Annotated in this window: 20 protein-coding genes and 1 pseudogene; 8 read left to right on the forward strand and 13 right to left on the reverse strand. The window is 61.6% G+C overall.

Translation table 11 applies throughout. The features are described from left to right. Positions 1 to 36 precede the first annotated feature (36 nt). Positions 37 to 2766, forward strand: a complete 2730-nt coding sequence (locus GWK36_RS09230) for a response regulator (RefSeq protein ID WP_166270896.1) — start codon at positions 37 to 39, stop codon at positions 2764 to 2766. A gap of 302 nt (positions 2767 to 3068) precedes the next feature. On the opposite strand, the gene GWK36_RS09235 is transcribed toward GWK36_RS09230, so the two are convergent. Further along, positions 3069 to 3404 carry a hypothetical protein gene (locus GWK36_RS09235; protein ID WP_166270897.1) on the reverse strand — a complete coding sequence of 112 codons (336 nt, stop codon included), beginning with the start codon at positions 3402 to 3404 and terminating at the stop codon, positions 3069 to 3071. Positions 3405 to 3667: 263 nt separating this feature from the next. Further along, the gene (locus tag GWK36_RS09240; RefSeq protein ID WP_166270898.1) at positions 3668 to 4759 is read right to left on the reverse strand and encodes a DUF2333 family protein; all 1092 of its coding nucleotides are present in this window, start codon (positions 4757 to 4759) and stop codon (positions 3668 to 3670) included. A gap of 291 nt (positions 4760 to 5050) precedes the next feature. Between GWK36_RS09240 and GWK36_RS09245 the strand changes: the two genes are divergently transcribed. Continuing rightward, the gene (locus tag GWK36_RS09245; RefSeq protein ID WP_166270899.1) at positions 5051 to 5509 is read left to right on the forward strand and encodes a hypothetical protein; all 459 of its coding nucleotides are present in this window, start codon (positions 5051 to 5053) and stop codon (positions 5507 to 5509) included. A 740-nt stretch (positions 5510 to 6249) separates the two neighbouring features. Here GWK36_RS09245 and rlmD read toward each other — a convergent pair. The 3 genes from rlmD to GWK36_RS09260 all read right to left on the reverse strand — a co-directional run bounded on the left by rlmD (position 6250) and on the right by GWK36_RS09260 (position 8806). Beyond that, positions 6250 to 7572, reverse strand: a complete 1323-nt coding sequence (rlmD, locus tag GWK36_RS09250; RefSeq protein ID WP_166270900.1) for a 23S rRNA (uracil(1939)-C(5))-methyltransferase RlmD — start codon at positions 7570 to 7572, stop codon at positions 6250 to 6252. A 131-nt stretch (positions 7573 to 7703) separates the two neighbouring features. Then, the gene (locus tag GWK36_RS09255) at positions 7704 to 8030 is read right to left on the reverse strand and encodes a cupin domain-containing protein (protein WP_246237507.1); all 327 of its coding nucleotides are present in this window, start codon (positions 8028 to 8030) and stop codon (positions 7704 to 7706) included. Beyond that, the gene (locus GWK36_RS09260; protein WP_246237508.1) at positions 8027 to 8806 is read right to left on the reverse strand and encodes a transposase; all 780 of its coding nucleotides are present in this window, start codon (positions 8804 to 8806) and stop codon (positions 8027 to 8029) included. Before GWK36_RS09260 ends, GWK36_RS09255 begins: the two co-directional genes overlap by 4 nt. Positions 8807 to 8891: 85 nt before the next feature. Here GWK36_RS09260 and hrpB point away from each other — a divergent pair, with 85 nt between their 5' ends. Continuing rightward, positions 8892 to 11423 carry an ATP-dependent helicase HrpB gene (gene hrpB / locus GWK36_RS09265; RefSeq protein WP_166270901.1) on the forward strand — a complete coding sequence of 844 codons (2532 nt, stop codon included), beginning with the start codon at positions 8892 to 8894 and terminating at the stop codon, positions 11421 to 11423. Between the two features lie 48 nt (positions 11424 to 11471). On the opposite strand, the gene GWK36_RS09270 is transcribed toward hrpB, so the two are convergent. Then, positions 11472 to 12215 carry a proteasome-type protease gene (locus GWK36_RS09270; protein WP_166270902.1) on the reverse strand — a complete coding sequence of 248 codons (744 nt, stop codon included), beginning with the start codon at positions 12213 to 12215 and terminating at the stop codon, positions 11472 to 11474. Between the two features lie 88 nt (positions 12216 to 12303). Between GWK36_RS09270 and GWK36_RS09275 the strand changes: the two genes are divergently transcribed. Then, on the forward strand, positions 12304 to 13755 hold the full coding sequence (locus GWK36_RS09275) for a circularly permuted type 2 ATP-grasp protein (protein WP_166270903.1): 1452 nt from the start codon (positions 12304 to 12306) through the stop codon (positions 13753 to 13755). Between the two features lie 11 nt (positions 13756 to 13766). Then, a complete protein-coding gene (locus GWK36_RS09280; RefSeq protein WP_166270904.1) occupies positions 13767 to 14741 on the forward strand; it encodes an alpha-E domain-containing protein in 975 nt (324 codons plus the stop codon). On the opposite strand, the gene scpB is transcribed toward GWK36_RS09280, so the two are convergent. The 6 genes from scpB to GWK36_RS09310 all read right to left on the reverse strand — a co-directional run bounded on the left by scpB (position 14732) and on the right by GWK36_RS09310 (position 19689). Continuing rightward, on the reverse strand, positions 14732 to 15331 hold the full coding sequence (gene scpB, locus GWK36_RS09285) for an SMC-Scp complex subunit ScpB (protein ID WP_210756746.1): 600 nt from the start codon (positions 15329 to 15331) through the stop codon (positions 14732 to 14734). The two genes, GWK36_RS09280 and scpB, sit on opposite strands and share 10 nt — an antisense overlap. Before the next feature lie 48 nt (positions 15332 to 15379). Beyond that, positions 15380 to 16177, reverse strand: coding sequence for a segregation and condensation protein A (locus GWK36_RS09290; protein WP_166272587.1), 798 nt, complete (start codon positions 16175 to 16177; stop codon positions 15380 to 15382). A gap of 85 nt (positions 16178 to 16262) precedes the next feature. Further along, positions 16263 to 17480: a tryptophan--tRNA ligase gene (locus tag GWK36_RS09295; RefSeq protein WP_166270905.1), complete on the reverse strand. Its 1218-nt coding sequence runs from the start codon at positions 17478 to 17480 to the stop codon at positions 16263 to 16265. A 34-nt stretch (positions 17481 to 17514) separates the two neighbouring features. Continuing rightward, on the reverse strand, positions 17515 to 18183 hold the full coding sequence (locus GWK36_RS09300) for a site-2 protease family protein (protein ID WP_425482750.1): 669 nt from the start codon (positions 18181 to 18183) through the stop codon (positions 17515 to 17517). Then, the gene (locus tag GWK36_RS09305) at positions 18180 to 18806 is read right to left on the reverse strand and encodes an L-threonylcarbamoyladenylate synthase (protein WP_166270906.1); all 627 of its coding nucleotides are present in this window, start codon (positions 18804 to 18806) and stop codon (positions 18180 to 18182) included. The genes GWK36_RS09300 and GWK36_RS09305 overlap by 4 nt, the downstream gene beginning before the upstream one ends. A 4-nt stretch (positions 18807 to 18810) precedes the next feature. Continuing rightward, positions 18811 to 19689 (reverse strand): PHP domain-containing protein, encoded by an 879-nt coding sequence (locus GWK36_RS09310; protein ID WP_166270907.1) that lies wholly within the window; start codon positions 19687 to 19689, stop codon positions 18811 to 18813. Positions 19690 to 19805: 116 nt separating this feature from the next. Between GWK36_RS09310 and GWK36_RS09315 the strand changes: the two genes are divergently transcribed. Next, complete coding sequence (locus GWK36_RS09315; protein WP_166270908.1) at positions 19806 to 20540, forward strand: hypothetical protein; 735 nt, start codon at positions 19806 to 19808, stop codon at positions 20538 to 20540. Between the two features lie 314 nt (positions 20541 to 20854). Here GWK36_RS09315 and GWK36_RS15695 read toward each other — a convergent pair whose 3' ends face one another. Next, entirely contained in the window at positions 20855 to 20977 is a 123-nt protein-coding gene (locus GWK36_RS15695) for a hypothetical protein (RefSeq protein WP_281352053.1), read from the reverse strand. Positions 20978 to 21008: 31 nt separating this feature from the next. Between GWK36_RS15695 and GWK36_RS09320 the strand changes: the two are divergent. Both GWK36_RS09320 and GWK36_RS15430 read left to right on the forward strand, forming a co-directional pair. After that, a pseudogene (locus tag GWK36_RS09320) lies at positions 21009 to 21642 on the forward strand (HDOD domain-containing protein). Next, complete coding sequence (locus GWK36_RS15430) at positions 21643 to 21852, forward strand: hypothetical protein (RefSeq protein WP_246237509.1); 210 nt, start codon at positions 21643 to 21645, stop codon at positions 21850 to 21852. It abuts the pseudogene before it with no gap. Positions 21853 to 21989: the final 137 nt, after the last annotated feature.

Raw genomic sequence — 21989 nt, forward strand, 5'->3', positions numbered from 1 at the left:
CTGCTCAGCCCGCTTGCCCTCCCCGAGGGCGCGCCCGTGGTCGTCTTGCATGCCGATCCCACCCCTTGGCTAGAGGATGAGACCGCAAGCCCTTGGACTGCCAAGAGCGGCGAGGTCCTGTTGATCGGGGGCGAAGGCCAGCGACTCATGGTCCTCGGCCAGCGGCCCTCCTTGCACACCCAGCCTGTCTGTCGGTATCTCTCGTTGACCGACCCCGACTCGCTGGCCCATTGGCTTCAGTCAGCGATCACCAGCCCTGGCCAAATCGTCGAGGGTCGCGATGATCGCGAGCAAAGGGTGCTGGGGATCGCCCTACCGGTCGCCGAGACCGACTGGTTTTTGCTGGCCAAGATGGATCATGCCGAACTCATGGCCGGTTTTAGCCAGCGCGCGGTCTGGATCTTCAGCGGCGGTGGCCTGCTCTTGGTATTGGCCATCACCGTGTTCTCGGCATGGCAACAGCACCAGGTGCTCCTGACCGAGCGGCAACTGGCTGAGGAACGCGAGGCCTCTCGTCGGCATCTTGAGGAACTGGTCGAGGCGCGCACCCAGGCGCTCCATCATCAAAGTCAGGCACTGCGCGCCCTCATCGATAACCTGCCGCACCCTGTCTGGATGAAGGATCGCGAGGGACGGTTTCTGGCGGTCAATCGCACCTTCGCCTCTTCCATTGGCCAGACGCCCAAGGCCTTGATCGGTAAGACCGCCTGGGACCTGTGGCCCGCGAGGGTCGCGGTGCGTTATCAGGACAGCGATGAATGGGTCATCCGCAACCATCAGCCGCTCTTCCTCGAGGAAAGGTTGGGCGATGATCCTGATGCGGTGTTCGAGGTCTTCAAGGCACCGATCATCAATGCCCAGGGCGAGATCATCGGGACGGTCGGCTTTGCCCGCGACATCCGGCCCGAGCGCGCCATTCAGGAGGAGCTGGCAAGACGCGCTGAGCTGGCCGAAAGCGCCATGCGCGCCAAGAGCGCCTTCCTGGCCAACATGAGCTATGAGATCCGCACCCCGATGAACGCCATCCTCGGCCTGACCCATCTGCTCAAGGACGATAGGCAGCTCACGGAGGACCAGCTAGATAAGCTCGACAAGATCCAAACCGCCTCCCAACACCTGCTGATCATCCTGGACGACATCCTGGATCTGGCCAAGATCGAGTCCGGCAAACTGCAGCTGGCCGAGGATAACTTCGCTGTGGTCCCTCTGCTCGAGAAGGTATGCGCGCTCGTGGCGGATGCAGCCCGGGCCAAGGGGCTCAGTTTGACAGTGGACAACCAAGGTGTCCCTGACTGGCTGCGCGGCGATGCAGCGCGCATCCGTCAGATCCTGCTGAACTATCTCAGCAATGCCGTAAAGTTCACCGACCAGGGGTCGATCGTCTTACGTGCCCGGGTCTTGGATGAGGACAATACCAGCGTCTTAGTGTGTTTCGAGGTCGAGGATACCGGTATCGGTATCCCGCCGGATCAACTCCCAGAGCTCTTTCAACCATTTACCCAGCTCGACAATTCATTGAGCCGCTGTTTCGGTGGAACCGGCCTGGGGCTGACGATCAATCTCCAGCTCGCCAACCTGATGGGCGGGATGGTCGGTGCCGAGAGCCAGCCCGACATCGGCAGCATCTTCTGGTTTCAGGCGCGTTTCGAGCGCGGACGCTCGCAGCAAGATCCCCCAGCCGCCTTGCTGACCGAGGAACAATTGCGCCAGCAGTATAGCGGACATCGTCTGCTCCTCGTGGAGGACGATGCCGTCAATCGCGAGGTGATTGCTGAGCTCCTGCGCCGCGGCGGGATAGCGGTCGATCAGGCGGTCGATGGAGGCCAGGCCATCGAATTGGTCAAGGAATCTCACTATGATGTGATTCTGATGGATATACAGATGCGGGTGATGGATGGTCTAGAGGCAACCCGGTGCATCCGCGCCCTGCCCAATGGCGCCAACATCCCGATCTTGGCATTGACGGCGAATAGCTTCGATGAGGATCGCGCCCAATATCAGGCGGCAGGGCTGAATGACTGCATCGCCAAACCTGTTTCGGCCGAGCGCCTGCTCGAGACGATCGCGCGCTGGTTGCCCCTAAGACCAGCCGAGGCCGAGATGCCCACTCTGCCTCAGCCGCCCACTGCCGCTCTAGACGCAGACCCGGATCTAGCCAGACTGCGCAGCGTGCCAGGTCTCGACTGTGCCCAAGGGCTGTCCGCAGTAGCAGGTCAGGCTGGGCGGTATCTCGAGCTGCTGCAGCGTTTCGCGCAGACCCATCTGCAAGATCTCCAACGGATACGCACTGCCTTGGAGACAGGGGACCACGAAGGTATTAAAGCCCTGGTCCATACCCTCAAGGGTGTGGCAGCAAACCTCGGGGCGACGGCGGTCGCAGAGGCAGCGGCAGCAGTCAATGCCCTGTTGCGATCCGCGCCTGAGATCTCGGTCGAAAAGCTTTATGCAGCGATCGACCGCCTCGAGCAGACCTTTGCGTCGCTCACTCAGGTCCTGTCCGGACGTGATTCCACCTCTGTCCCGCCGCTCCACTCAGGGCAATCATCTGTGACCGAACAAGCAAAGGCGCTATGCGATAACCTGATCGAGCTGTTGCGCTTTAATGATACCCGCGCGCTTGCGCTCGCCCGTCAACAACGTGCGCTGCTCATCCTCATCCTTGGTGAGTCCCATGCCCCATTTGAACGCCATCTGGGGGCGTTTGAGTTCGAGGAAGCCCTCGAGCTGTTGGAAAACGCGCGCTTAGAACAGGGCATACCGAGCTGAAGAACTTTCAAGGCCGCCCCTGCTCGCGCTTGGGCAGCCGGACCAGCATAGCGCTGCCCCTCAGGGGGAGGCCTTGCCTGCGGCGCGATCAGGAGGCAGCCACTCCTGTAGGGCGCCGCGCACCATGAGGTCACTGCACCTGCGCGCTATGATACAACCACCCGGGATGCGCCACGTATGACGACTGCATGAACAAGCGTATCGGCCACAGCGCGTGGCCGCGCACTCAATACATTCAGAGAGGGAGAGCGAGATGGGATGAATACCGTGCCCTCAGGGCACGGGCACGGTAAGGTGAGCGGCTATTTCTCAGATTTCTGGGCCGATTGGGCAGGGGCAGCAACCGTTGGTGCCACTACAACGGGCGCGGCCCCTGGATAGCCCCAGTACCCTGGATAGCCCCAGTACCCTGGATAGCCCCAGTACCCTGGATAGCCCCAGTACCCTGGATAGCCCCAGTACCCTGGATAGCCCCAGTACCCTGGGCCCCACCAGTCCCAACCAGGGCCCCACCAGCCGCCGAGCATGGCGCTCATCATGCCGGCCATCACGCCGAAGAAGGCGTGGGCGGGCAGGGTGGTCAAGGATGCAGAACAAGCAATGATTGCGGCCAGCGCAATGCGTCTGACTGTTGTCATGACATGCCTCCTCTGTTCATCTCACGACCCTTGAGTACACGGACGCAGACACCGATGGAACTGCGTCCATCGCTGTCAGAAGTATAAGCAATTGATCGAATAGCGATGCTCCGAAACTCTGGAGTCAGCTACCCAATCGATGACTTTATTGATTTATATCAATTAGATACGCCATCCCCTGCCCTTCCCTACCTGCGGACGCTAGATCATCCGCCACGGCCCAGGCAAGTGCCTGAGCAAGCAAAGGATCATGCAAGGTCTGCCTAACCTTGTTCCAACAACCGGCGCAGATCGATGATGGCGGCATTGGCGCGCGAGATATAGGAAGCCAATACCAGGGAGTGGTTGGCCATCATGCCAAAGCCCTCGCCATTGAGGATCAGGGGGCTGCGGATCGGCGCTTGGGTATGTTCGAGCTTGCGGATGATCTGTTCCATGGTGACCTGGGCGTTGCGGGTCCTGAGGACATGCTCAAAGTCGATCGACATCGCCTCTAGGGTATGGATCAGGGCCCAGGTATAGCCGCGGGCCTCGAAAAAGACGTCGTCGATCTTGAGCCAAGGTGTGCGTGTATACTGCGACTGGCCGGCTGCACCGCCAGCAGGCTGGAGGCCCCCCCCGCCGATCAGGTCATCATCCCGCGCATCCTCACCCACGGCATAGGAGAGCCGCTGGGCCAGATTGCCGAGGCGTTTTTCGACCACCTGGAGATAGGCGCGCAGGTTATCGGCACGGGCAAAGAACTGGGCATCGCGCCGGGTCAGGCGGTTGAGATAACGTTCAAGCGCGGCAATGCCTTTGCGATATTCCGACTCGGTCGAGGGCAACATCCAGGATTCAGAGTTGTAATTGAACTGCGGCTGAGCGATCTGCAGATCCCGGTCCTCGAGCGATTGCGACTGGGCGCGGCTCAGCTCATTGCGCATGGCGTTGGTCAGATCGCGCAGCTCAGTCAGTGCCCCAAATTCCCAATTTGGGATGTTATCGAGATAGACGCCGGGCGGGAAGATGTCGTTGCTCAGATAGCCACCGGGCTTATCGAGTAGGGTCTTGCCGATGCGGATGGCGGTCGCCGTGGCATAGGTACCGGTGACCAATTTATTTTCATCGCCGCCGACCATCGCCAAGGCATTGGCCCGGACATCGAAGAGCGCCGGAGAGCGCGACCAGACGACCCCCAGGATCACCACGATCAAAGCATAGGTGATGAGGAATAGGCCGGCGGTCCATAGCCAACCCTTCTCGCGCCATACCTTGGGGTGATAGAGCGACACGGTCTTGATGAACCAGATGCGGATCGCTGGCAGGATGTCGAAACGTTTTAAAGAAGCTCGCAGGGATGATCTGATATCCATTTTGATTCTCTGATCAAGGGTGATTTACGGGTTGGATTATGGCATACCTCCTTAACCTGGCTTGCAATAAGCCGCTCAACAATTGGTCCCGCTGGCGCGGTCAAGGCGGGGTTGGCACCTTGTTGCAGCTGGGCCGGGCACAGCCAGATCAATCCGCTTCGGGATTCTAATGATCATGCAATGATACCGAGGATCAAACAGCCCGTGATCCAAGTCAATGTATCCCAGCTCGAGATTGGTGGATACTGACATGGTAAGCATTGCGTCCCACGTTGGCAGAGTACAGTTTCTATGGACAAGATCGACAGCGATCAAGATCTACGCGCCGCGCTCGATCGTCTCACCCCAGATCAACAGCGACGCCTCGGTTGCCGTTTCGTCCAACAGGTTATGCATCTATGCCGCGATGAGCGTGTCAAGCGAGCTATCATGACCGGAATCGCCGATACCGCGACACCTTCAGAGCTCGAAGACGCCTTTCGGGCCGCACGTGCCCGTGCGGTCAGCACCTACACGGATTGCGGTAAGGACACCGACTGGCTGGAGCAAGCCGATCACTTTGTTGCCGCCGCTGCTGCAGCAGCTTTGACACCCGATGAGGTGCTGCTCAGCGACAGACACAATCGCGCCTGGAAAGCGGCCGTCCAGGTGCGTATGGCGGTAAATTGCGCCATGATGGAGGATGATTCGGCCGATGAAGGTCAGATTGCACGCAGTCAATACGCACTCGCCGCCGAGTTTGTCGGCTAACCCAAACCGAGATTTTTGATTCGGCCCCCGCGACCGATGCCTGAATCTCACGGAGATCCAAGATGCAGAGAAACAGTTTGTATGTTTCCGCCGCCGCCCTAGCCTTGGCTGTGGGTGTCGGGCTATCTAGCGTTAGCCAGGCCCAGCCGGGCGGCTATGGCAACTATTACCCAGGATCGGGACAAGGGATGAGTCAAGGCCCAAGTAACCAGGGTCCGGGGCAAGGCCAAGGTGGTGGACAAGGGTACCAGGGTCCGGGGCAGGGCCAAGGTGGTGGACAAGGGTACCAGGGTCCGGGGCAGGGCCAAGGTGGTGGACAAGGGTACCAGGGTCCGGGGCAGGGCCAAGGTGGTGGACAAGGGTACCAGGGTCCGGGGCAGGGCCAAGGTGGTGGACAAGGGTACCAGGGTCCGGGGCAGGGCCAAGGTGGTGGACAAGGGTACCAGGGTCAGCAGCCAGGGAATCAGGGCTGGGGTTCTGGTAGCGGGCCGCAGGGGGGGTATGGGCGTCCTGGACCGCGGAGTCCACGCGATAATGGCTATGGCCCCGGGCCTGGCGGCTATGGTCCACCCCCCCATCCAGGCTTTGGTCCTGGCCTTGGACCGCGGCCACCCTATCCACCGCCTGGTTACTAAAGCCACGCCCCCTGTCTTCTCAGACAGGCGTCATAGAGCGATCCCTTGGTCTCGTTGCTAGTCCGCCCAATAGTAGGCAACGAGGTCAGGGGACGGTCCACTACCCTAGCCTCGCTCAAACAAGGCGATCGATTCTACATGGCTGGTATGGGGGAACATGTCCATGACCCCAGCTTCGCATAATCGATAGCCAAGCCCATGAACCAGATGGCCGGCATCGCGTGCTAGAGTCGCCGGATAACAAGAGACATAGACCAGGCGCTCGACGCCGAGCCGCGGTAGCCAGTCCAATACCGCCCAGGCCCCGCTGCGCGGCGGATCAATCAGCGCTTTGTCAAAGGACCCCTCGCCCCAGGGGGGGATGATCGTGTCTGCTTGGAGATCGGCGGTATAAAAACGCACGTTCTCCAGTCCATTGCGCCGGGCATTGAGCAACGCGCGTTCAACCAGACCAGGATCACCCTCGACCCCTATCACCTCGCGGGCATAGCGCGCCAAGGGTAGGGTGAAGTTGCCCAGGCCACAGAAGAGATCCAGCACCCTGTCATCAGGCTGCGGAGCAAGCAATGCGATCGCTTGATCCACCATCTTGCGGTTGAGCTCTAGGTTGACCTGGGTGAAATCAGCGGGCTGGAAACCGATCTCAATCCCCTGTCCTGGCAGGCTATAGTGCAGGTCCACCCCTTGCTCGGGCAGGGGACGGATGGTCTCGATACCGCCTTCCTGAAGATAGATGTGCAACCCTGTCTCCGCGGCGAACCTGAGTAGACGCTCTATATCCTCAGGAGAAGGTGAGCGCATGGCGCGCACCACGAGCACACCGGGTCCATCGCCCATTGCCATCTCGATCTGGGGTACCTGATCGCGGATAGTCAGATCCGCGATGGCCGCGGCCAATGCCACCAAATGTTCGCCGACTAGCGGATGCAGGACTGCGCAGTGCCTGAGATCAGCAAGCAAGGAACCCTGGCGTTCCCGAAAGCCGATCAACACCCGCCCCTTTTTGAGCACATGACGCACCCCGAGCCTCGCCTTACGCCGATACCCCCAATGCCCAGCGGTCAACGGATCGAGCCAGCGTTCAGGGCTGACCTTGCCGATGCGCTCTAAAGTCTCGGCAAGCCCGGCCTGTTTGAAACGGATCTGGGCCGAGGGATCGAGATGCTGGAGGGTGCAGCCGCCGCAGACCCCGAAATGCGGACAACGGGGCACAACCCGCTGGGGCGATGGGGTCAAAATTACCTCAGCGACGGCCTCATCGAATCGGCGTTGCAACCGGGTGTAACGCAAACACACCCGCTCCCCCGGCAAGGCGCCATCGACGAAGACCGTCTTGCCATTGATGCGGGCGATGCCCCGCCCTTCAGGGGTCAGGGTCTCGATATCGGTTTCGATGGGTTCAGGGAGCGGCTTAGGGCGATGCGACACAGCGGCTGAAGCAGGGATTGCGCCAGAGAAAGAGGTGTCATTTTAACGCCCTTGGTCGGCAGCGAGCGAATCGCTATCGAGCGCTTGATAGATCCCGAAGCGAAATCGCGGGGTACAGAGGGCCAGGAAGATCAGATCGCCCGTCCCAGATCGCCCGTCCCGTCGTTTCGGATGCGCTGGGCAGCACCTGCCGGGATATAGACCAGATCGCCTGGATTGACCCGCTGCGCCCCCAGACCCTCGACCTCGACGATACCCGTCCCCTCCAGGATCAGATAGCGCTCAACCGTATCGATCAGCCGATGCCAGCGGGTAGTCAGACCGGATTCCACCCGCGCGCGGGCGATCGACAGGGCCGGATCCTGCGCCTGATTCCAGAGTTCGCGGATCAAGCAGCCCTCTTCTATCCATTGCTCGTGGGACAGGGGCGAATAGACCAGCGGCTGGCATGGGCTCACCTCAGACCCTCCATCCCGGCCCTATTGGATATCTGCTCCCTGCCATCGCGCACGCTGCTCGACTGGGCACCCAGACCCCGGCGATAGGCCGCCGAGCGCCGATCCCCCCCGCGCGGACGCGGCAAGGCGCGGCGATTGAGCAGCCTTTCGATCTGCTGGCAGAAACTCGAGCTGCCCAGCACCCAGGACTTATTAGTGCGCTCGCGGATCGCGCAGATGAGTTCAGGCGCCAGAGGTTGCTCGGACTGACTGGTATAAAGCTCGCGACGGGCTTTGAGGCTACGTCCCAGACGTTCGTATTCGCGATGTGCCGTCACCAGCGGATCATCCGCACCTTTGGCATTAATCCCATAGCTCGACCAATCATATTCACCCGCATGTGCGACCAAGCCAGCACGTACCGGATTGGACTCGATATAATGCGCGACCGCCAAGAGATAGCCCTGGGGATCGACGAGGGTGGCCCGATAGCGTCCTTCCCACAGGGTGCCGCTGCGACCATATTTGGTATTGAAATAATGCACATAATAGCGCCCGACATATTGCATCAGCTTGCCGATGCCTGCTTCGCTCTGTGGCGTCAGTAAGAGATGAAAATGATTGGGCATCAGGACATAGGCGTGGACCGCGCATTGGAAACGCTCGGCGCCGGCGACAAGCCTTTCCCAGATGAACCAATAGTCCTCTTCGTCGAACAGGATCTGCTGACGGTTGTTGCCGCGCTGGATGACGTGTTGTGGATAACCAGGCAGGATAAAACGCGGAAGACGGGCCATCGGGTCAGATCCAATGGGTTGACCTAGCTATGAGTATAGCCGCCCCTCTGCGTTCTGCCGCCGGCTCCGACCCTAGCCTGCCCCAATGAAATCGGGTATCGAACCGTTCCCGATCTGGCATGTCCTGGATGGATTGCGCGCCGCCCTGCATCAGGGCCATGCCGTACTCCAGGCGCCGACCGGGTCGGGCAAATCGACGGTGGTGCCCATCGCCCTGTTGGATGAGCCCTGGCTGGCGGGGCAACGGCTCCTGCTGCTCCAGCCCCGCCGTCCGGCGGCGCGCCTGATCGCAGCGCATCTGGCCAAGCAGCTCGGCGAGCCTCTAGGCAAAAGGGTCGGTTATCAGATCCGCTTTGAACGCTGCCTGGGCCCCGATACCCGCATCGAAGTCCTCACCGAGGGCATCCTCACCCGCCGCATCCAGTCCGATCCTTCACTGGACGGCGTAGGTCTGGTGATCTTCGATGAATTTCACGAACGCCATCTGGTCTCAGACCTGGGGCTGGCCTTGACCCTCGACAGTGCGCAACAGCTTCGGCCTGATCTGCGCATCCTGGTCATGTCGGCGACCCTGGAGGCCGAGCCTTTGGTCAGGCTGTTGGGCAAGGCGAGCCTGATACGCGCCGAGGGGCGCAGTTTTCCGGTGGAGATCCGCCATGCCGAGCGCGCGCTTGATCCTGAGCCGGTGCGAGCGGTGGCGGCGGCCGTGCGCCAAGCCCTGATCCAAGAAGACGGCGACATCCTGGCCTTTTTGCCAGGGGTCCGCGAGATCGAGCAGGTGCGCGCTGCGCTTGCATCCCTAATTGAGCCAGGGCTGATGCTCCTGCCGCTGCACGGCGCCCTATCCACCGCCGAGCAGGACCGGGCGTTGCGCCCTGACCCTGAACGCCGACGGGTGATCCTAGCCACCGACCTGGCCGAGACCAGCCTGACGATCGAAGGGATCCGGATCGTCGTCGATTCGGGTCTGGCCCGTAAACCGCGTTTTGATCCGGCCACAGGGCTAACGCGTCTCATCACCGAACCCATCCCGCGCGCCAGCGCCGAACAGCGCGCCGGCCGTGCGGGGCGCCTGGGGCCTGGGATCTGTTACCGGCTGTGGACCCGCGCGCAAGAGAGCGGACGCCCCGAGCAGCGCATCCCGGAGATCCTGGTCAGTGATCTGGCCTCATTGGTCCTGGAGCTGGCCCTCTGGGGGGTCAAAGACCCCGAGGCGCTCACCTGGCTCGATGTCCCGCCAGCGCCGGCATGGGCCCAGGCGATCGCGGTGTTACAGGCACTCGATGCGCTCGATGCACGCGGTGCCATCACCCCCCTGGGACGGGCGCTTGCCGAGCTTCCGGTTCATCCGCGCCTCGGGGCGATGCTTTTGCGCGCTACCCCTGGCGAGCGCCAGCTTGCCGCAGATCTCTGTGCCCTGGTTTCAGAGCGCGATCCCTGGCAAGCTGCGCCAGGACTCGTCCGCCCGGCCGATCTCGGTCTGCGTCTGGCCGCCCTCAACGCCCTGCGCGCTGGCACCACCCTGCCGCTGGGGATCGATCGCCAGCGACTGGCGACGGTCGAGCGGGCCGCGCGTCAGCTCGCACGGCTCGCCAGACGCCAGATGTCCCCATCATCGCCAATGGTCGATCAAGCGCCGCGCTCACCCGGCGCCCTGTTGTCCCTCGCCTACCCCGACCGTATCGCCCAGCGGCGAGCCGGTGCGGATGCCCGCTATCTCCTGGCATCGGGGCGCGGCGCTGGGCTGGCCCAGGACGATCTGCTGGCCGGCGAACCCTACCTGGTGGTTGCTGCCTTGGACGACGCAGGGCGCGAAGGGCGCATCCAACTGGCCGCAGCGCTCACCGCCACTGAGATCCGTGCCGAGCTCGCCGGACACATCGTCCGGCAGCGCGAGGTCTTCTGGGACGAGGCGCGCGCAACAGTGAGCGCCAGGCTCACGACCCGCCTGGGCGAGATCGTGTTGGATGCCCAACCCATGGCCCCCGACAATGCGGATGAGGCGAACTCGCTCCTCCTTGCCCAGATCCACCGGCGCTTTACCGAGGCGCTCAACTGGTCCGCATCCGCCCGGCAACTACAAGGGCGCATACTGCTCGCACACCGCCATGATCCCGAGGGTGGCTGGCCAGATCTTTCAGAGTCTGCGCTCAAGTCTCAGCTCGCCGACTGGTTGGGGCCCTGGCTGGTCGGCAAGACACGGCTGGACGAGGTTCAGGAGATCGACCTGGTGGCGATCTTGCTTGAGCGCCTGACCTGGAAGCAGCGCCAGCGGCTCGACCGCCTGTTTCCCGTCCGCATCCAGACACCCGCTGGCACCAGCCGCCCGATCGACTATGCCCAGGGCGAGCCGCCAATCTTGGCCGTCCCTGTGCAAGAGCTGTTCGGATGGTGCAATACGCCCAGCATCTGCAATGGCCGTGTACCGCTGCTGTTGCATCTGCTCTCGCCGGCGCGCCGCCCGATCCAGGTCACCCAGGATCTGGCCGGTTTTTGGGCGCGCGGCTATGCCGAGGTCCGCAAGGAGCTGCGCGGGCGCTACCCCAAGCATCAATGGCCCGAGGACCCGACCCAGGCGCAGGCCCGGCCCGGCGGTATCAAACAGCGCGACCGCTAAGGGCGACCCTCATGAGGTCGGCACTCACCCTTGCCGCGGCTATGCGGGTCAGGTCAATTCGGACGCGGACAGACAGGCAAGCGAGGGCAGCGCTGAGAATGCCTCTTGAATACGTTCTCCCCAGGCTGCGCGTAGACTGAGGAAGTAGGGGTCATCCAGATCGATGCGCAGGACGCGCTCCAGGGCCAGACGATCCCGCGGATAGCAAGCCAGGTCTAGGGGCATGCCGACCGACAGATTGGACTTGAGGGTCGAGTCCATCGAGATCAGGGCACATTTGGCCGCATCCTCCAGGCTGGAATGAAAACGGAAGATCCGGTCGATGATCGGCTTGCCGTATTTCGATTCGCCGATCTGGAAATAGGGGGTGTCCGGGGTGGCCTCAACAAAATTGCCGGCGGCATAGATGTTGAAGAGGCGCGGCGATTCACCGGCGATCTGGCCGCCGAAGATCAGGCTGATGTTGAAATCGATCCCGAAGGCACGCAGCGAGTCAGCATCGCGCTGATACACGTGCCGCACACAGTCGCCGACATGACAGGCGGCCTCAAAGAGATTGGGCACGCGCATCAGGTTCTCCCCTTCCTGAGCGAGACGCTCCTCCAGCAAGGTCACTACGGATTGGGTCACCGCCAGATTGCCCGCCGACAACAACACCATTACTCGGTCGCCGCGGCGCTCAAAGATATTCATCTTGCGAAAGGTATTGATCTGATCGACCCCGGCGTTGGTGCGCGTGTCGGAGAGAAACACCAGGCCGGCATCCATCAACATGCCGATGCAGTATGTCACGCTGAATCCACCTCTTTCGCCGTTCGTGGGCTCGTTGAATAAACAGGCACACTCCTTGCCTAGATTTTGACGTATCAGGAGGGTGGCCATGAATCATCTGTTGCGGGATTACCCCGTCCAAGCATTCTACGACGAACTCATCGCCCCTGATGGAGCGCCGCGCCCGGCAGCGCGACCTCTCCTCGATCATTTGGCGGGATTGCCTGTCGGTGAGCTCGCGGCACGCCGTCGGGCGGTCGATGCGGCGATCATGACCACTGGCATCACCTTCACCGTCTATTGCGATGCCGGCAACATCGATCGCGCCTGGCCATTCGACATCGTTCCGCGCATCCTCGCGAAACATGAATGGATGCAGGTTGAGGCGGGTCTGAAGCAGCGTCTGCTAGCGATCAATCTGTTCATCGACGACCTCTACAATGCCCAGCGCATCGTGCGCGACGGGGTCTTTCCCCTGGAGGTCCTGAGTGGCTCGCAGAACTTTCGCCCCGCCTGCCAGGGATTTTCGCCCCCTTTTGGTGTCTGGGCGCATATCTGCGGCACCGATTTGGTGCGTGACCGCGATGGCAAGCTCTATGTCTTGGAGGACAACCTACGTGTCCCCTCAGGCGTGTCCTACATGCTGCAAAATCGGCAGCTCATGAAACGCCTGTTCCCTGAGCTCTTCCAGTCCTCCGAGATCCTGCCGGTGGATGATTATCCAGCACGATTGTACGCCACCCTGGCGGCGCTCTCGCCACGCCCTGGGGTGCGCCCGGTGATCGCTGTCTTGACCCCCGGCATCTTCAACTCCGCCTATTTCGAGCATTCCTATCTTGCCCAACAGATGGGCGCCTTTCTGGTCGAAGGCGGCGATCTGGTGGTCCAGGATGATGATTGCGTTTATATGAAGACCATCGCCGGTCTGAGGCGTGTCGATGTGATCTATCGGCGGATCGACGACGATTTTCTCGATCCTGAGATCTTCCGCCCCGACTCGCTGCTCGGCGTGCCAGGTCTCATGCGTGCCTGGCGCGCCGGCAAGGTGGGCATCGCCAATGCGCCAGGTTCAGGGGTGGCCGATGATAAGGTCGTCTATGCCTTTGTCCCCCAAATCATTCGCTACTACCTCGGCGAAAGCCCGATCCTGCCCAATGTGCCGAGCTGGTTGTGCATGTACGATGACCAACGCGACTATGTCCTCAGCCATCTGGATCAGCTCGTGGTCAAGCCCGCCAACGAATCAGGCGGCTATGGGATGCTGATCGGTCCGCGCGCCAGCGAGCTGGAGCGCGCCCGTTTCGCCGCCCTGATCCGCGCCAACCCGCGCAATTATATGGCCCAGCCGACGCTGGCCCTTTCTACCGCGCCGACGCTTGTTAACGATGATCATCTCGAACCGCGCCACGTCGATCTGCGTCCGTTCGTGCTCCAGGCCGATAGCCTGTATGCCACCACCGGCGGGCTGACGCGTGTGGCCTTGCAGGCCGGCTCGCTGATCGTCAATTCGTCGCAGGGCGGCGGCGCCAAGGACACCTGGGTAGTCGACACCGGGGAATAGGAGTGAGACTGATGCTGTCGCGTGTCGCCGAAAACCTGTATTGGATGGCGCGTTATCTCGAACGGGCCGACAACACCGCTCGCTTCATCAACAGCGTCACCCAGATGCTCCTGGATCTACCGCGGGGGGCCTCATTCGGCTGGGATGTCTTGTTGAAGGTCGCCGGGCTCGATGAGCTCTATGCCCAATATCATGACGATGAACGCGAGTCCGACATCATCCGCTTCCTGATCCAGGACGAACGCAACCCCAGCTCGATCCTTGCGAGCATCCAGTGCGCCCGCGAAAACACCCGCACCTTTCGCGAGGTGGTGCCGATGGAGCTCTGGGAGCGGATCAATGGGCTGTATCTCTATGTCCGCGATCAGGCCGAACATGCGACCCAAGGGCGCAGTCAACGCTATGCGCTGCTCGATGGCGTGATCGAACATCAGCAGGCGATCACCGGATTATTGATGGGCTCGATGAGCCAGGATCTGGCCTATCAGTTCATCAAGCTCGGGCGTAATCTGGAACGTGCGGATATGACCACCCGCATCCTCGATGTCAATTCCGCTGTACGCCTCCCAGCGGAGGCAAGCGCCGCACAGTTTGCACGCGAACGCCTGTGGGTGACGACGCTTAATGCCCTCTCTGCCTATCTGATGTATCGCCGACATGTCGGGATGGATGTCGCAGGCGCCTCCGTCCTGCGCTATCTCCTCTGCGACAAACACTTTCCGCGCAGCGTCGCCCACTGTCTCGGCGAGATCGAGGACTGTCTCGCGCAGCTCGTGGACTACCAGGAGCCGTTGCGCCTGGCGCGCGCCCTGTGGCGGCGGCTGGAGACGATCGACTGCGCTGTCTATGCAGACACCGAGCGCCTGCATCACGACATGGACAGGATCCAGGCCGAGCTGGGTGCACTACATGCCGCGATCTCGCAGCGCTATTTTTACCGTTATCAGCCTACTGTTGTAGCGCACACCACCCAGGATCAATCCTGATCCTCGCCTATCCTGGCGAATACGGGCGAGGGGATCGGCCTAGGGGCATCCGGTTCGGCTGAGTGTGCGCTAGAGAGGTCAGAGAGCGGCGGCAATTCAGCGAGCGTGCGCAGGCCAAGGTCATCCAAAAACTGACGCGTGGTGGCATAGAGTGCCGGACGGCCCGGGACATCGCGATGCCCGACCACCCGAATCCACCCGCGTTCGCTCAAGGTCTTCAGGATCGAGGTATTCAGGCTCACGCCGCGGATCGACTCGATCTCACCGCGGGTGACCGGTTGGCGATAGGCGATGATCGCGAGGGTCTCGAGGAGCGCTCGGGAATAGCGCGGCGGGCGCTCCTCCCATAAACGCGCAACCCAAGGGGCGACCGCGGCGCGCACCTGTACCCGATAGCCGCCAGCGACCTCAACCAGCTCGATCCCCCGCCCGGCATAATCCATCGCTAGCGCCTGGAGCGTTGCCAAGACCTCAGTGCGCTCGGGCCGTTCATGTGCCTCAAACAGCTCGAGGATGCGTTCGATGCTCAAGGGCGCGCCCGCAGCAAGCAGGGCGGCCTCGACAATCGCTTTCAGCGAAGATTCAGTCATGGACAGGGATCAGATCGGGATCGGCAGGATACCGCGCCCTCCAAGGCTTCAGGGGATGCCCGCACGCAACCGTAACTGAAGTGGGTTGAAGGGGGTAGTCTGGATGAGTTCCAGGACCTGTTCCTTGATGAGCTCCAAGAGGGCCAGGATGGTCACCACCACCCCGGCGCGCCCCTCATGCGGGTCCAGGAGTTCAGACAAGGTGGCCAGGTGGCGCTGTCCAAGATGATCGAGAATCCGGGTCATGCGCTCGCGCACCGACAGCGGCTCGCGTTCGACACGATGATGGGCATAGAGCTCGGCGCGCCGCAAGACCCCGTCTAGGGCAAGCAGCAGATCGCGCACATCGATGACAGGCAAGGGTCGGCGGATAAAACCAGATGGGGCAGAAGCCTGGACCGCAAAGACATCGCGCTCCATCCGCGACAGTTCATCGAGCCTTACTGCCGCTTGTTTGAATCGCTCATATTCTTGTAGTTGGCGCACCAGCTCGGCGCGCGGATCCTGTTCCTCATCCTGGACCTCAGCGGGGCGAGGCAGGAGCATCCGTGATTTGATCTCGGCCAGGAGCGCGGCCATGACCAGATATTCGGCAGCCAGATCCAGGCGCAGCGCGCGCATGAGCTCGACATAGGCCATGTATTGCTCGGTAACCGCGGCGATCGGGATATCGAGGATATCCAGGTTTTGCCGCCGGATGAGATAGAGCAAGAGATCCAATGGTCCCTCAAAGGTCTCAAGAAAGACCAGAAGTGCATCGGGCGGGATATAGAGATCCTGGGGGAGACGGTGCAGGGGCGTGCCGCAGACGATGGCTACGGGCAGCCCCGGTGCAGCGGCGTGCATGACTGTCTCGTCGGTCTCCCCTAGACTGCACCCCAGTTGGCTGGCTTCCCGCCGGCTGTCTCCCTGGCCCTGCTCCATCATCCGGCTAAAGCATCATCAGCGACATGGCATGGCGGACCTCATCTAGAGTCTCGCGCGCCACATCTCGGGCCTTTTCGCAACCCTCGTTCAGGATACTGCGCACCAGGTCCGGTTGGGCCTCGTATTCCCGCGCCCGCTCCTGGATCGGTAAGAGTTCGGCCAAGACCGCATCGATGATGGGCCTTTTGCAATCGAGACAGCCGATCCCCGCACCAAGACAACCCTCCTGCACCCAGGCGCGGGTGGGTTCATCCGAATAGACCTGGTGAAACTGCCAGACCGGACAGCGTTGAGGCTCGCCTGGATCGCTGCGGCGTACCCGCGCCGGATCGGTCGGCATGGTGCGCAGTACCCTTTCGACCTCTGCGGGCGGATCGCGCAGGGCGATGGTGTTGTTGTACGACTTGGACATCTTCTGGCCATCGAGACCTGGCATGCGCGACGCTTTGGTCAAAAGGGCCTGCGGCTCGGGGAGGATGATCCGCCCGCTGCCTTCCAGATAGCCGAATAGCCGTTCGCGATCCGAGACCGTCAGATGAGTCTGGTCTTCCAATAGCGCCCGCGCGACCTCGAGCGCCTCCTGATCACCCTGTTCCTGATAGCGCCGGCGTAGCCCGTCAAAGAGCTTGGCGTTTTTCTTCCCCAGCCTGCGTTTGGCCTCCTCAGCCTTGAGCGTGAAATCCAGTTCGCGCCCGAAGAGATGATTAAAACGGCGTGCCACCTCTCGGGTCAGCTCTACATGCGCGACCTGATCCTCGCCGACCGGCACCAAGCCTGCCTTATAGATCAGGATATCGGCGCTTTGCAGCAGCGGATAACCCAGAAAGCCATAGGTGGCTAGATCTTTCTCCTTCAATCGCTCCTGCTGATCTTTATAGGTCGGTACCCGTTCCAGCCAGCTGAGGGGTGTAATCATCGAGAGCAAGAGATGCAACTCAGCATGCTCAGGGATATGCGACTGGACGAATAGGGTCGTCAAACCGGGATTGATCCCTGCCGCCAGCCAGTCGATCACCATCTCGTGGGTGCTGATCGGGATCAGGCTCGGGTCCTCGTAATGGGTGGTCAGGGCGTGCCAATCGGCAACGAAGAAGAAACACTCATATTCATGCTGGAGGGCTAGCCAGTTCTTGAGCACGCCGTGGTAATGACCAAGATGCAGCCTGCCGGTCGGACGCATGCCGGAAAGCACACGCGCATGTTGAGTCGAGACAGAGGCCAAGGTGAACTCCCGTAGCAATCAAGACGATGCAAGGTTAGCTAAAAACCAGGTCCTTGACGATGGCGCCGCTCGGCAAAAACCCGATGCAGGCATGCACGATCGGCTGGAGAAAGGCGCCGAGCACGCCAGTGACCAGCAGGATGAGCAGGATGATCAACCCCAGGGGCTCGAGCCGGGCAAAAGCGCGGGCCAACGGCCCGGGCAGCAGGGCATGGATGATCCGCCCGCCGTCGAGGGGCAAGAGCGGTACTAGATTCAAGGCCATCAACCAAAGATTGATCAGAACCCCAAAGACCCCGCTATAGACGAGGACTAGACCGATCCAGTGGCTCAGCGGGAGGGCCAGTGCGCCTGCTTGGATGATCAAGGCCCAGAGCAAGGCCATCAGCAGATTGACCCCCGGCCCCGCAGCGGCGACCAGAGCCACATCGCGGCGCGGATGATGCAGGTTGCGCCAATCCACCGGCACCGGCTTGGCCCAACCGAATAAGAGGCCGCCAAGGGCATAGGTCAACGCCGGTACCAACAAAGTGCCGAGCGGATCGATGTGACGCAGCGGATTGAAGGTCACCCGCCCCAACCTCATGGCGGTCTGATCGCCGAGCCGGTTTGCCACCCAGCCGTGCGCCGCCTCATGGACAGTGATCGCCAGGATGGCGGGGAGGATCATGGCCGCCCAGACAAGAGGCTCGTGTTGCATCATGGCACCTCAAAGAGACTGACATCCCCCTTGCCGCGGCGCAGGATTGCCGGCGGCTCCTGGGTCATATCGATCACCGTGGTTGGATCGAGACCACAGAACCCACCGTCGATGATGAGCTCGACCTGTTTATCGAGCAGCTCGCGGATCTCCTCGGGATCGGTGAGCGGACGATCCTGATCGGGCAGGATGAGGGTAGTGCTCAGGATCGGCTGATCGAGCTCGGTCAGCAAGGCGCGACAGATGGCATGATCCGGCACCCGCAGCCCGATCGCCTTGCGCCTAGGATGGAGCAGGCGGCGCGGGACCTGTTTGGTGGCCTCATGGATAAAGGTGTAGGGACCAGGGGTCAGGGTCTTCAGTAAGCGGAATGCCTGATTGTCGATCTTGGCATAGGTCGCGATCTCAGAGAGATCGCGGCAGATCAGGGTGAAGAGATGCTTGTCGTCGAGCCGGCGGATGCGGCGGATGCGCTCCATCGCCGCTTTCTTGCCGAGCTGACACCCCAGGGCATAGGACGAGTCGGTCGGATAGACGATCACCCCCCCGTCCAGCAGGATCTCGATCGCCCGGCGAATCAAGCGGCGCTGCGGATTGTCGGGATGGATCTGAAAGAACTGGGCCATGAGGCTAGCAGCCGAGGGCGCAGACTAAAGGGGACTCACCAGTCGCCATGCTGGGCCAATCAGCCCAGATAGGCACACAGCCGGCTGGCAGAGGTGGCAGACGCCCCAGCTCCAGCCAAGGCTGTTCGGGTCCGTGATAGTCCGAGCCTGCCGAAGCGCGCAGACCCTGGGCGCGCGCGAGCTGGGCCATCCTCAGGATCGCGTCGCGGTCATGGCTGCCGGAGACGACCTCGATACCCAGGCCGCCCAGTTCTCGGAACTCGCCACACAGCCGGCTCAATTGGCGGGCTGTCAGGTCATAACGCGCCGGATGGGCGATGACTGCTTCGCCGCCGGCGGCCCGAATCCAGCCTACGGCCTCCTCCAGCCTGGCCCAGTCGCTTGGGACATGGCCTGGTTTACCGCGGGTGAGAAAATGCCGGAAGACCGTCTGCACATCGGGCGCTTGACCGCACTCGACCAGAAAACGGGCAAAATGGGTGCGCCCTACCAAACGCCCCTGGGCCAAGGTGCGCGCCCTCTCATAGGCCCCTGCGATCCCGTGTTGGGCCAGGCGGCGCCCGATCTCCTCGGCGCGCCAGGCTCGAAAGTCCAACAGGCGGGTCAAACCCGCTTGTAATGCGGCATTGCCAGGGTCGATGTGCAGCCCCACCAGATGCACCGTGATCCCGCCCCAGGTCACAGAGATCTCGACCCCAGGAACCAGATACAGACCGAGGGCCGCAGCAGCGCTGCCGGCCTCGGCCAGGCCATCGGTTGTATCATGATCGGTGAGGGCTAAGACCCTTACCCCTGCGGCATGGGCGCGGACAACCAGTTGGGACGGGGTCAGGGTACCGTCGGAGGCAGTGGAATGGGTATGTAGATCAGTGAGCTGGTACATTGCGTTAGTTTAACTGAACGTCGGACATTTAGGCGCCTCGCTAACGAGATCCAGACAAAAAATGCTGCTGCTTGCTATGATTGGCTGTAAATCCAGCGCAGACGCGATCCCAGGCAATGCTTCCACCGATCGATCTCGGCTATATCGCCGAGCAGCTCGATGAACTCGGCGAGGAGCTGTGCGCCCGCGGCGAGGAACTCGATCCGCCGCCCGAGACATTGTTGCTGGCCTTGCGGCGGATGATCGAGGTTCTGCAGACCGCTGATGGTGCAGGTGCAGCCGATTTTGGCCACCAGATCCAAGGACTCACCGGATCGGATCCTGAACTGATCCTAAGCTATGGTATCCAGCTACTGACTCAGCTTGCTGGGACCGCCGAACGGATGGATCTACCGCAGCATGCCCAAGCGCTCGAGCGCTTGACCCTGCCACTGAGCCTGTGGATGTTGCGCCGCGGCTGTGAACTCAGCTATCCCGAACCGGTGGTCAATGCCCTAGCCCATCTGGCCAACCACCTGCATCATGCCGAATCCTTGATCGAGCTCTATGGCCTGATGAATGAGATCCTGGAGTCTATTGGTCTTGAACGCGCCCTTGCGAGCGAAAGCGGACAGAGCAACCGGCCCTGTCATGTGCTATTGATCAACCGCGCCATCGTCGCCACCCGCACCCGTCAGCCAGAATTGATGGACTCGGCCTTTCGATCGATCGCCGATTATCTGCCGGACGAGGCCCCCGCCTTCTTTCGCGAAGGTATGAGCCAGATCGAAGGGCTCGATTATCCTGCGGCGGCACGTACCGTGATGGAACACTATTTCACCGCCTGGTGTACGGGCCAGCGCCTCCATTGACCGAGCGCAGATCCTGATCAGCGATAAGCGTTTTGGTATACGGGTGCCTGGTACTTTGCGCTGTGCCGGTAGTGACGGGATTTACCTAATCCCCCTTGCAATCGAGTATAATCGAGCGCATCGATCCTCAACGCCGCTTCCATCTCCGGTGCAGTTTGCTGAAATTCAACCGGGCATGCGCCTCGCCCAGGATGTCTATGACCCCTATGGTCAGCTCCTAATGCGGGCAGGGACCGTGCTTGGCGAGCGTCAGATCCGGGCGTTGCGCGTCTGGGGGGATCGCTAAGATCGCCATCACCCTCCCGACCTCATCTTCAGCCCGCGTACTCGATCAGCCGCAGGCGATCGCGGCCACTTGCCGTCTGCTCGACGAGCAATTCAGCCTGAGCAGCCGTGATCATCCAGCCATCCAAGCGCTCTATACCCTCTGCCTCCACCGCGCCCTGGAGTGGCTCTGAGGGCAGCGCGATGGCAAGACCCGAGCCTTTGATCGTACGGCTCAATGAACTCCCATCGCTTCCTGCAGTCTACTACCGGGTCCGCGCTGCCCTCGAGGACCCCAACAGCGCTATCGAGACCATAGCCCGCTTGATCGAGTCAGACCCCAGTCTGAGCGCCCGGGTACTGAAGGTGGCCAACAGCGCGCTCTATGGGCTCTCGGCCAAGGTCAATCGGGTGTTGCACGCCCTGACCCTCATCGGCACGACTGCCACCCATAACCTGGTGCTGGCGACCGTGTTGCTCAAACAGTTTCGCGGGCTGCCGCTAGGCACAGTCTCGATGCGCTCGTTCTGGGAACACAGCATCGCCTGTGGGATCGCCGCCCGGCTCGTCACCCGCCTTGGTGGGCGGCTCGACCCTGAACGCGTCTATCTCTGCGGTCTGTTACATGACATCGGACGCCTGCCGCTCTATCTTCGAGCCGCTCAACGTGCGCGCAGCACTTCAGGCATACCGCGAGCGTCAGGGTCCGCTGCATGAGCTGGAGCGCCAATATGTCGGGACGGATCATGCCGAAGTCGGCCAGATGCTATTGAACCGCCGGCAGCTGCCCGAGTTCCTGGACGAGAGCGCTGCCGCGCATCACGCATCCAGACGATAGTTGATCGATCCTATCGAGGCAGCGGTTGTGCATGTCGCCGATCTGATCGTCAACAGCCTCAGGCTCGGCACTAGCGGGACCCGCTGGGTGCCTTGCCTAGAAGATAGCGCCTGGTGTCTGACTGGACTGGAGACTGCCCAACTGCCTGGGCTTGTCGATACGACCATTGCAGCGACCGAGGATGTGATCACTGCCTTTTTAGACACCTGATCCAATCCGCTCCCTTGGCTTGACTCCAACACCTCCTGAGGCAAGGCCGATGAAAGGATTAATCTCGCAAAGATGCTGGGCACCCATATCTAGCGAGGCCGAGCGGAGTGCAGGAGGGGGATCGGGCCTACATCCGC

Source organism: Caldichromatium japonicum (assembly GCF_011290485.1).
GTDB lineage: Bacteria > Pseudomonadota > Gammaproteobacteria > Chromatiales > Chromatiaceae > Thermochromatium > Thermochromatium japonicum.

What these genes read in the sequence shown, in the direction of transcription:
- GWK36_RS09235 (WP_166270897.1), bottom strand. Translation starts at nt 3,404, where the DNA reads ATGACAACAGTCAGACGCATTGCGCTGGCCGCAATCATTGCTTGTTCT.
- GWK36_RS09240 (WP_166270898.1), bottom strand. Translation starts at nt 4,759, where the DNA reads ATGGATATCAGATCATCCCTGCGAGCTTCTTTAAAACGTTTCGACATC.
- GWK36_RS09245 (WP_166270899.1), top strand. Translation starts at nt 5,051, where the DNA reads ATGGACAAGATCGACAGCGATCAAGATCTACGCGCCGCGCTCGATCGT.
- GWK36_RS09260 (WP_246237508.1), bottom strand. Translation starts at nt 8,806, where the DNA reads ATGGCCCGTCTTCCGCGTTTTATCCTGCCTGGTTATCCACAACACGTC.
- hrpB (WP_166270901.1), top strand. Translation starts at nt 8,892, where the DNA reads ATGAAATCGGGTATCGAACCGTTCCCGATCTGGCATGTCCTGGATGGA.
- GWK36_RS09275 (WP_166270903.1), top strand. Translation starts at nt 12,304, where the DNA reads ATGAATCATCTGTTGCGGGATTACCCCGTCCAAGCATTCTACGACGAA.
- GWK36_RS09280 (WP_166270904.1), top strand. Translation starts at nt 13,767, where the DNA reads ATGCTGTCGCGTGTCGCCGAAAACCTGTATTGGATGGCGCGTTATCTC.
- scpB (WP_210756746.1), bottom strand. Translation starts at nt 15,331, where the DNA reads ATGACTGAATCTTCGCTGAAAGCGATTGTCGAGGCCGCCCTGCTTGCT.
- GWK36_RS09290 (WP_166272587.1), bottom strand. Translation starts at nt 16,177, where the DNA reads ATGCACGCCGCTGCACCGGGGCTGCCCGTAGCCATCGTCTGCGGCACG.
- GWK36_RS09300 (WP_425482750.1), bottom strand. Translation starts at nt 18,183, where the DNA reads ATGATGCAACACGAGCCTCTTGTCTGGGCGGCCATGATCCTCCCCGCC.
- GWK36_RS09305 (WP_166270906.1), bottom strand. Translation starts at nt 18,806, where the DNA reads ATGGCCCAGTTCTTTCAGATCCATCCCGACAATCCGCAGCGCCGCTTG.
- GWK36_RS09310 (WP_166270907.1), bottom strand. Translation starts at nt 19,689, where the DNA reads ATGTACCAGCTCACTGATCTACATACCCATTCCACTGCCTCCGACGGT.
- GWK36_RS09315 (WP_166270908.1), top strand. Translation starts at nt 19,806, where the DNA reads ATGCTTCCACCGATCGATCTCGGCTATATCGCCGAGCAGCTCGATGAA.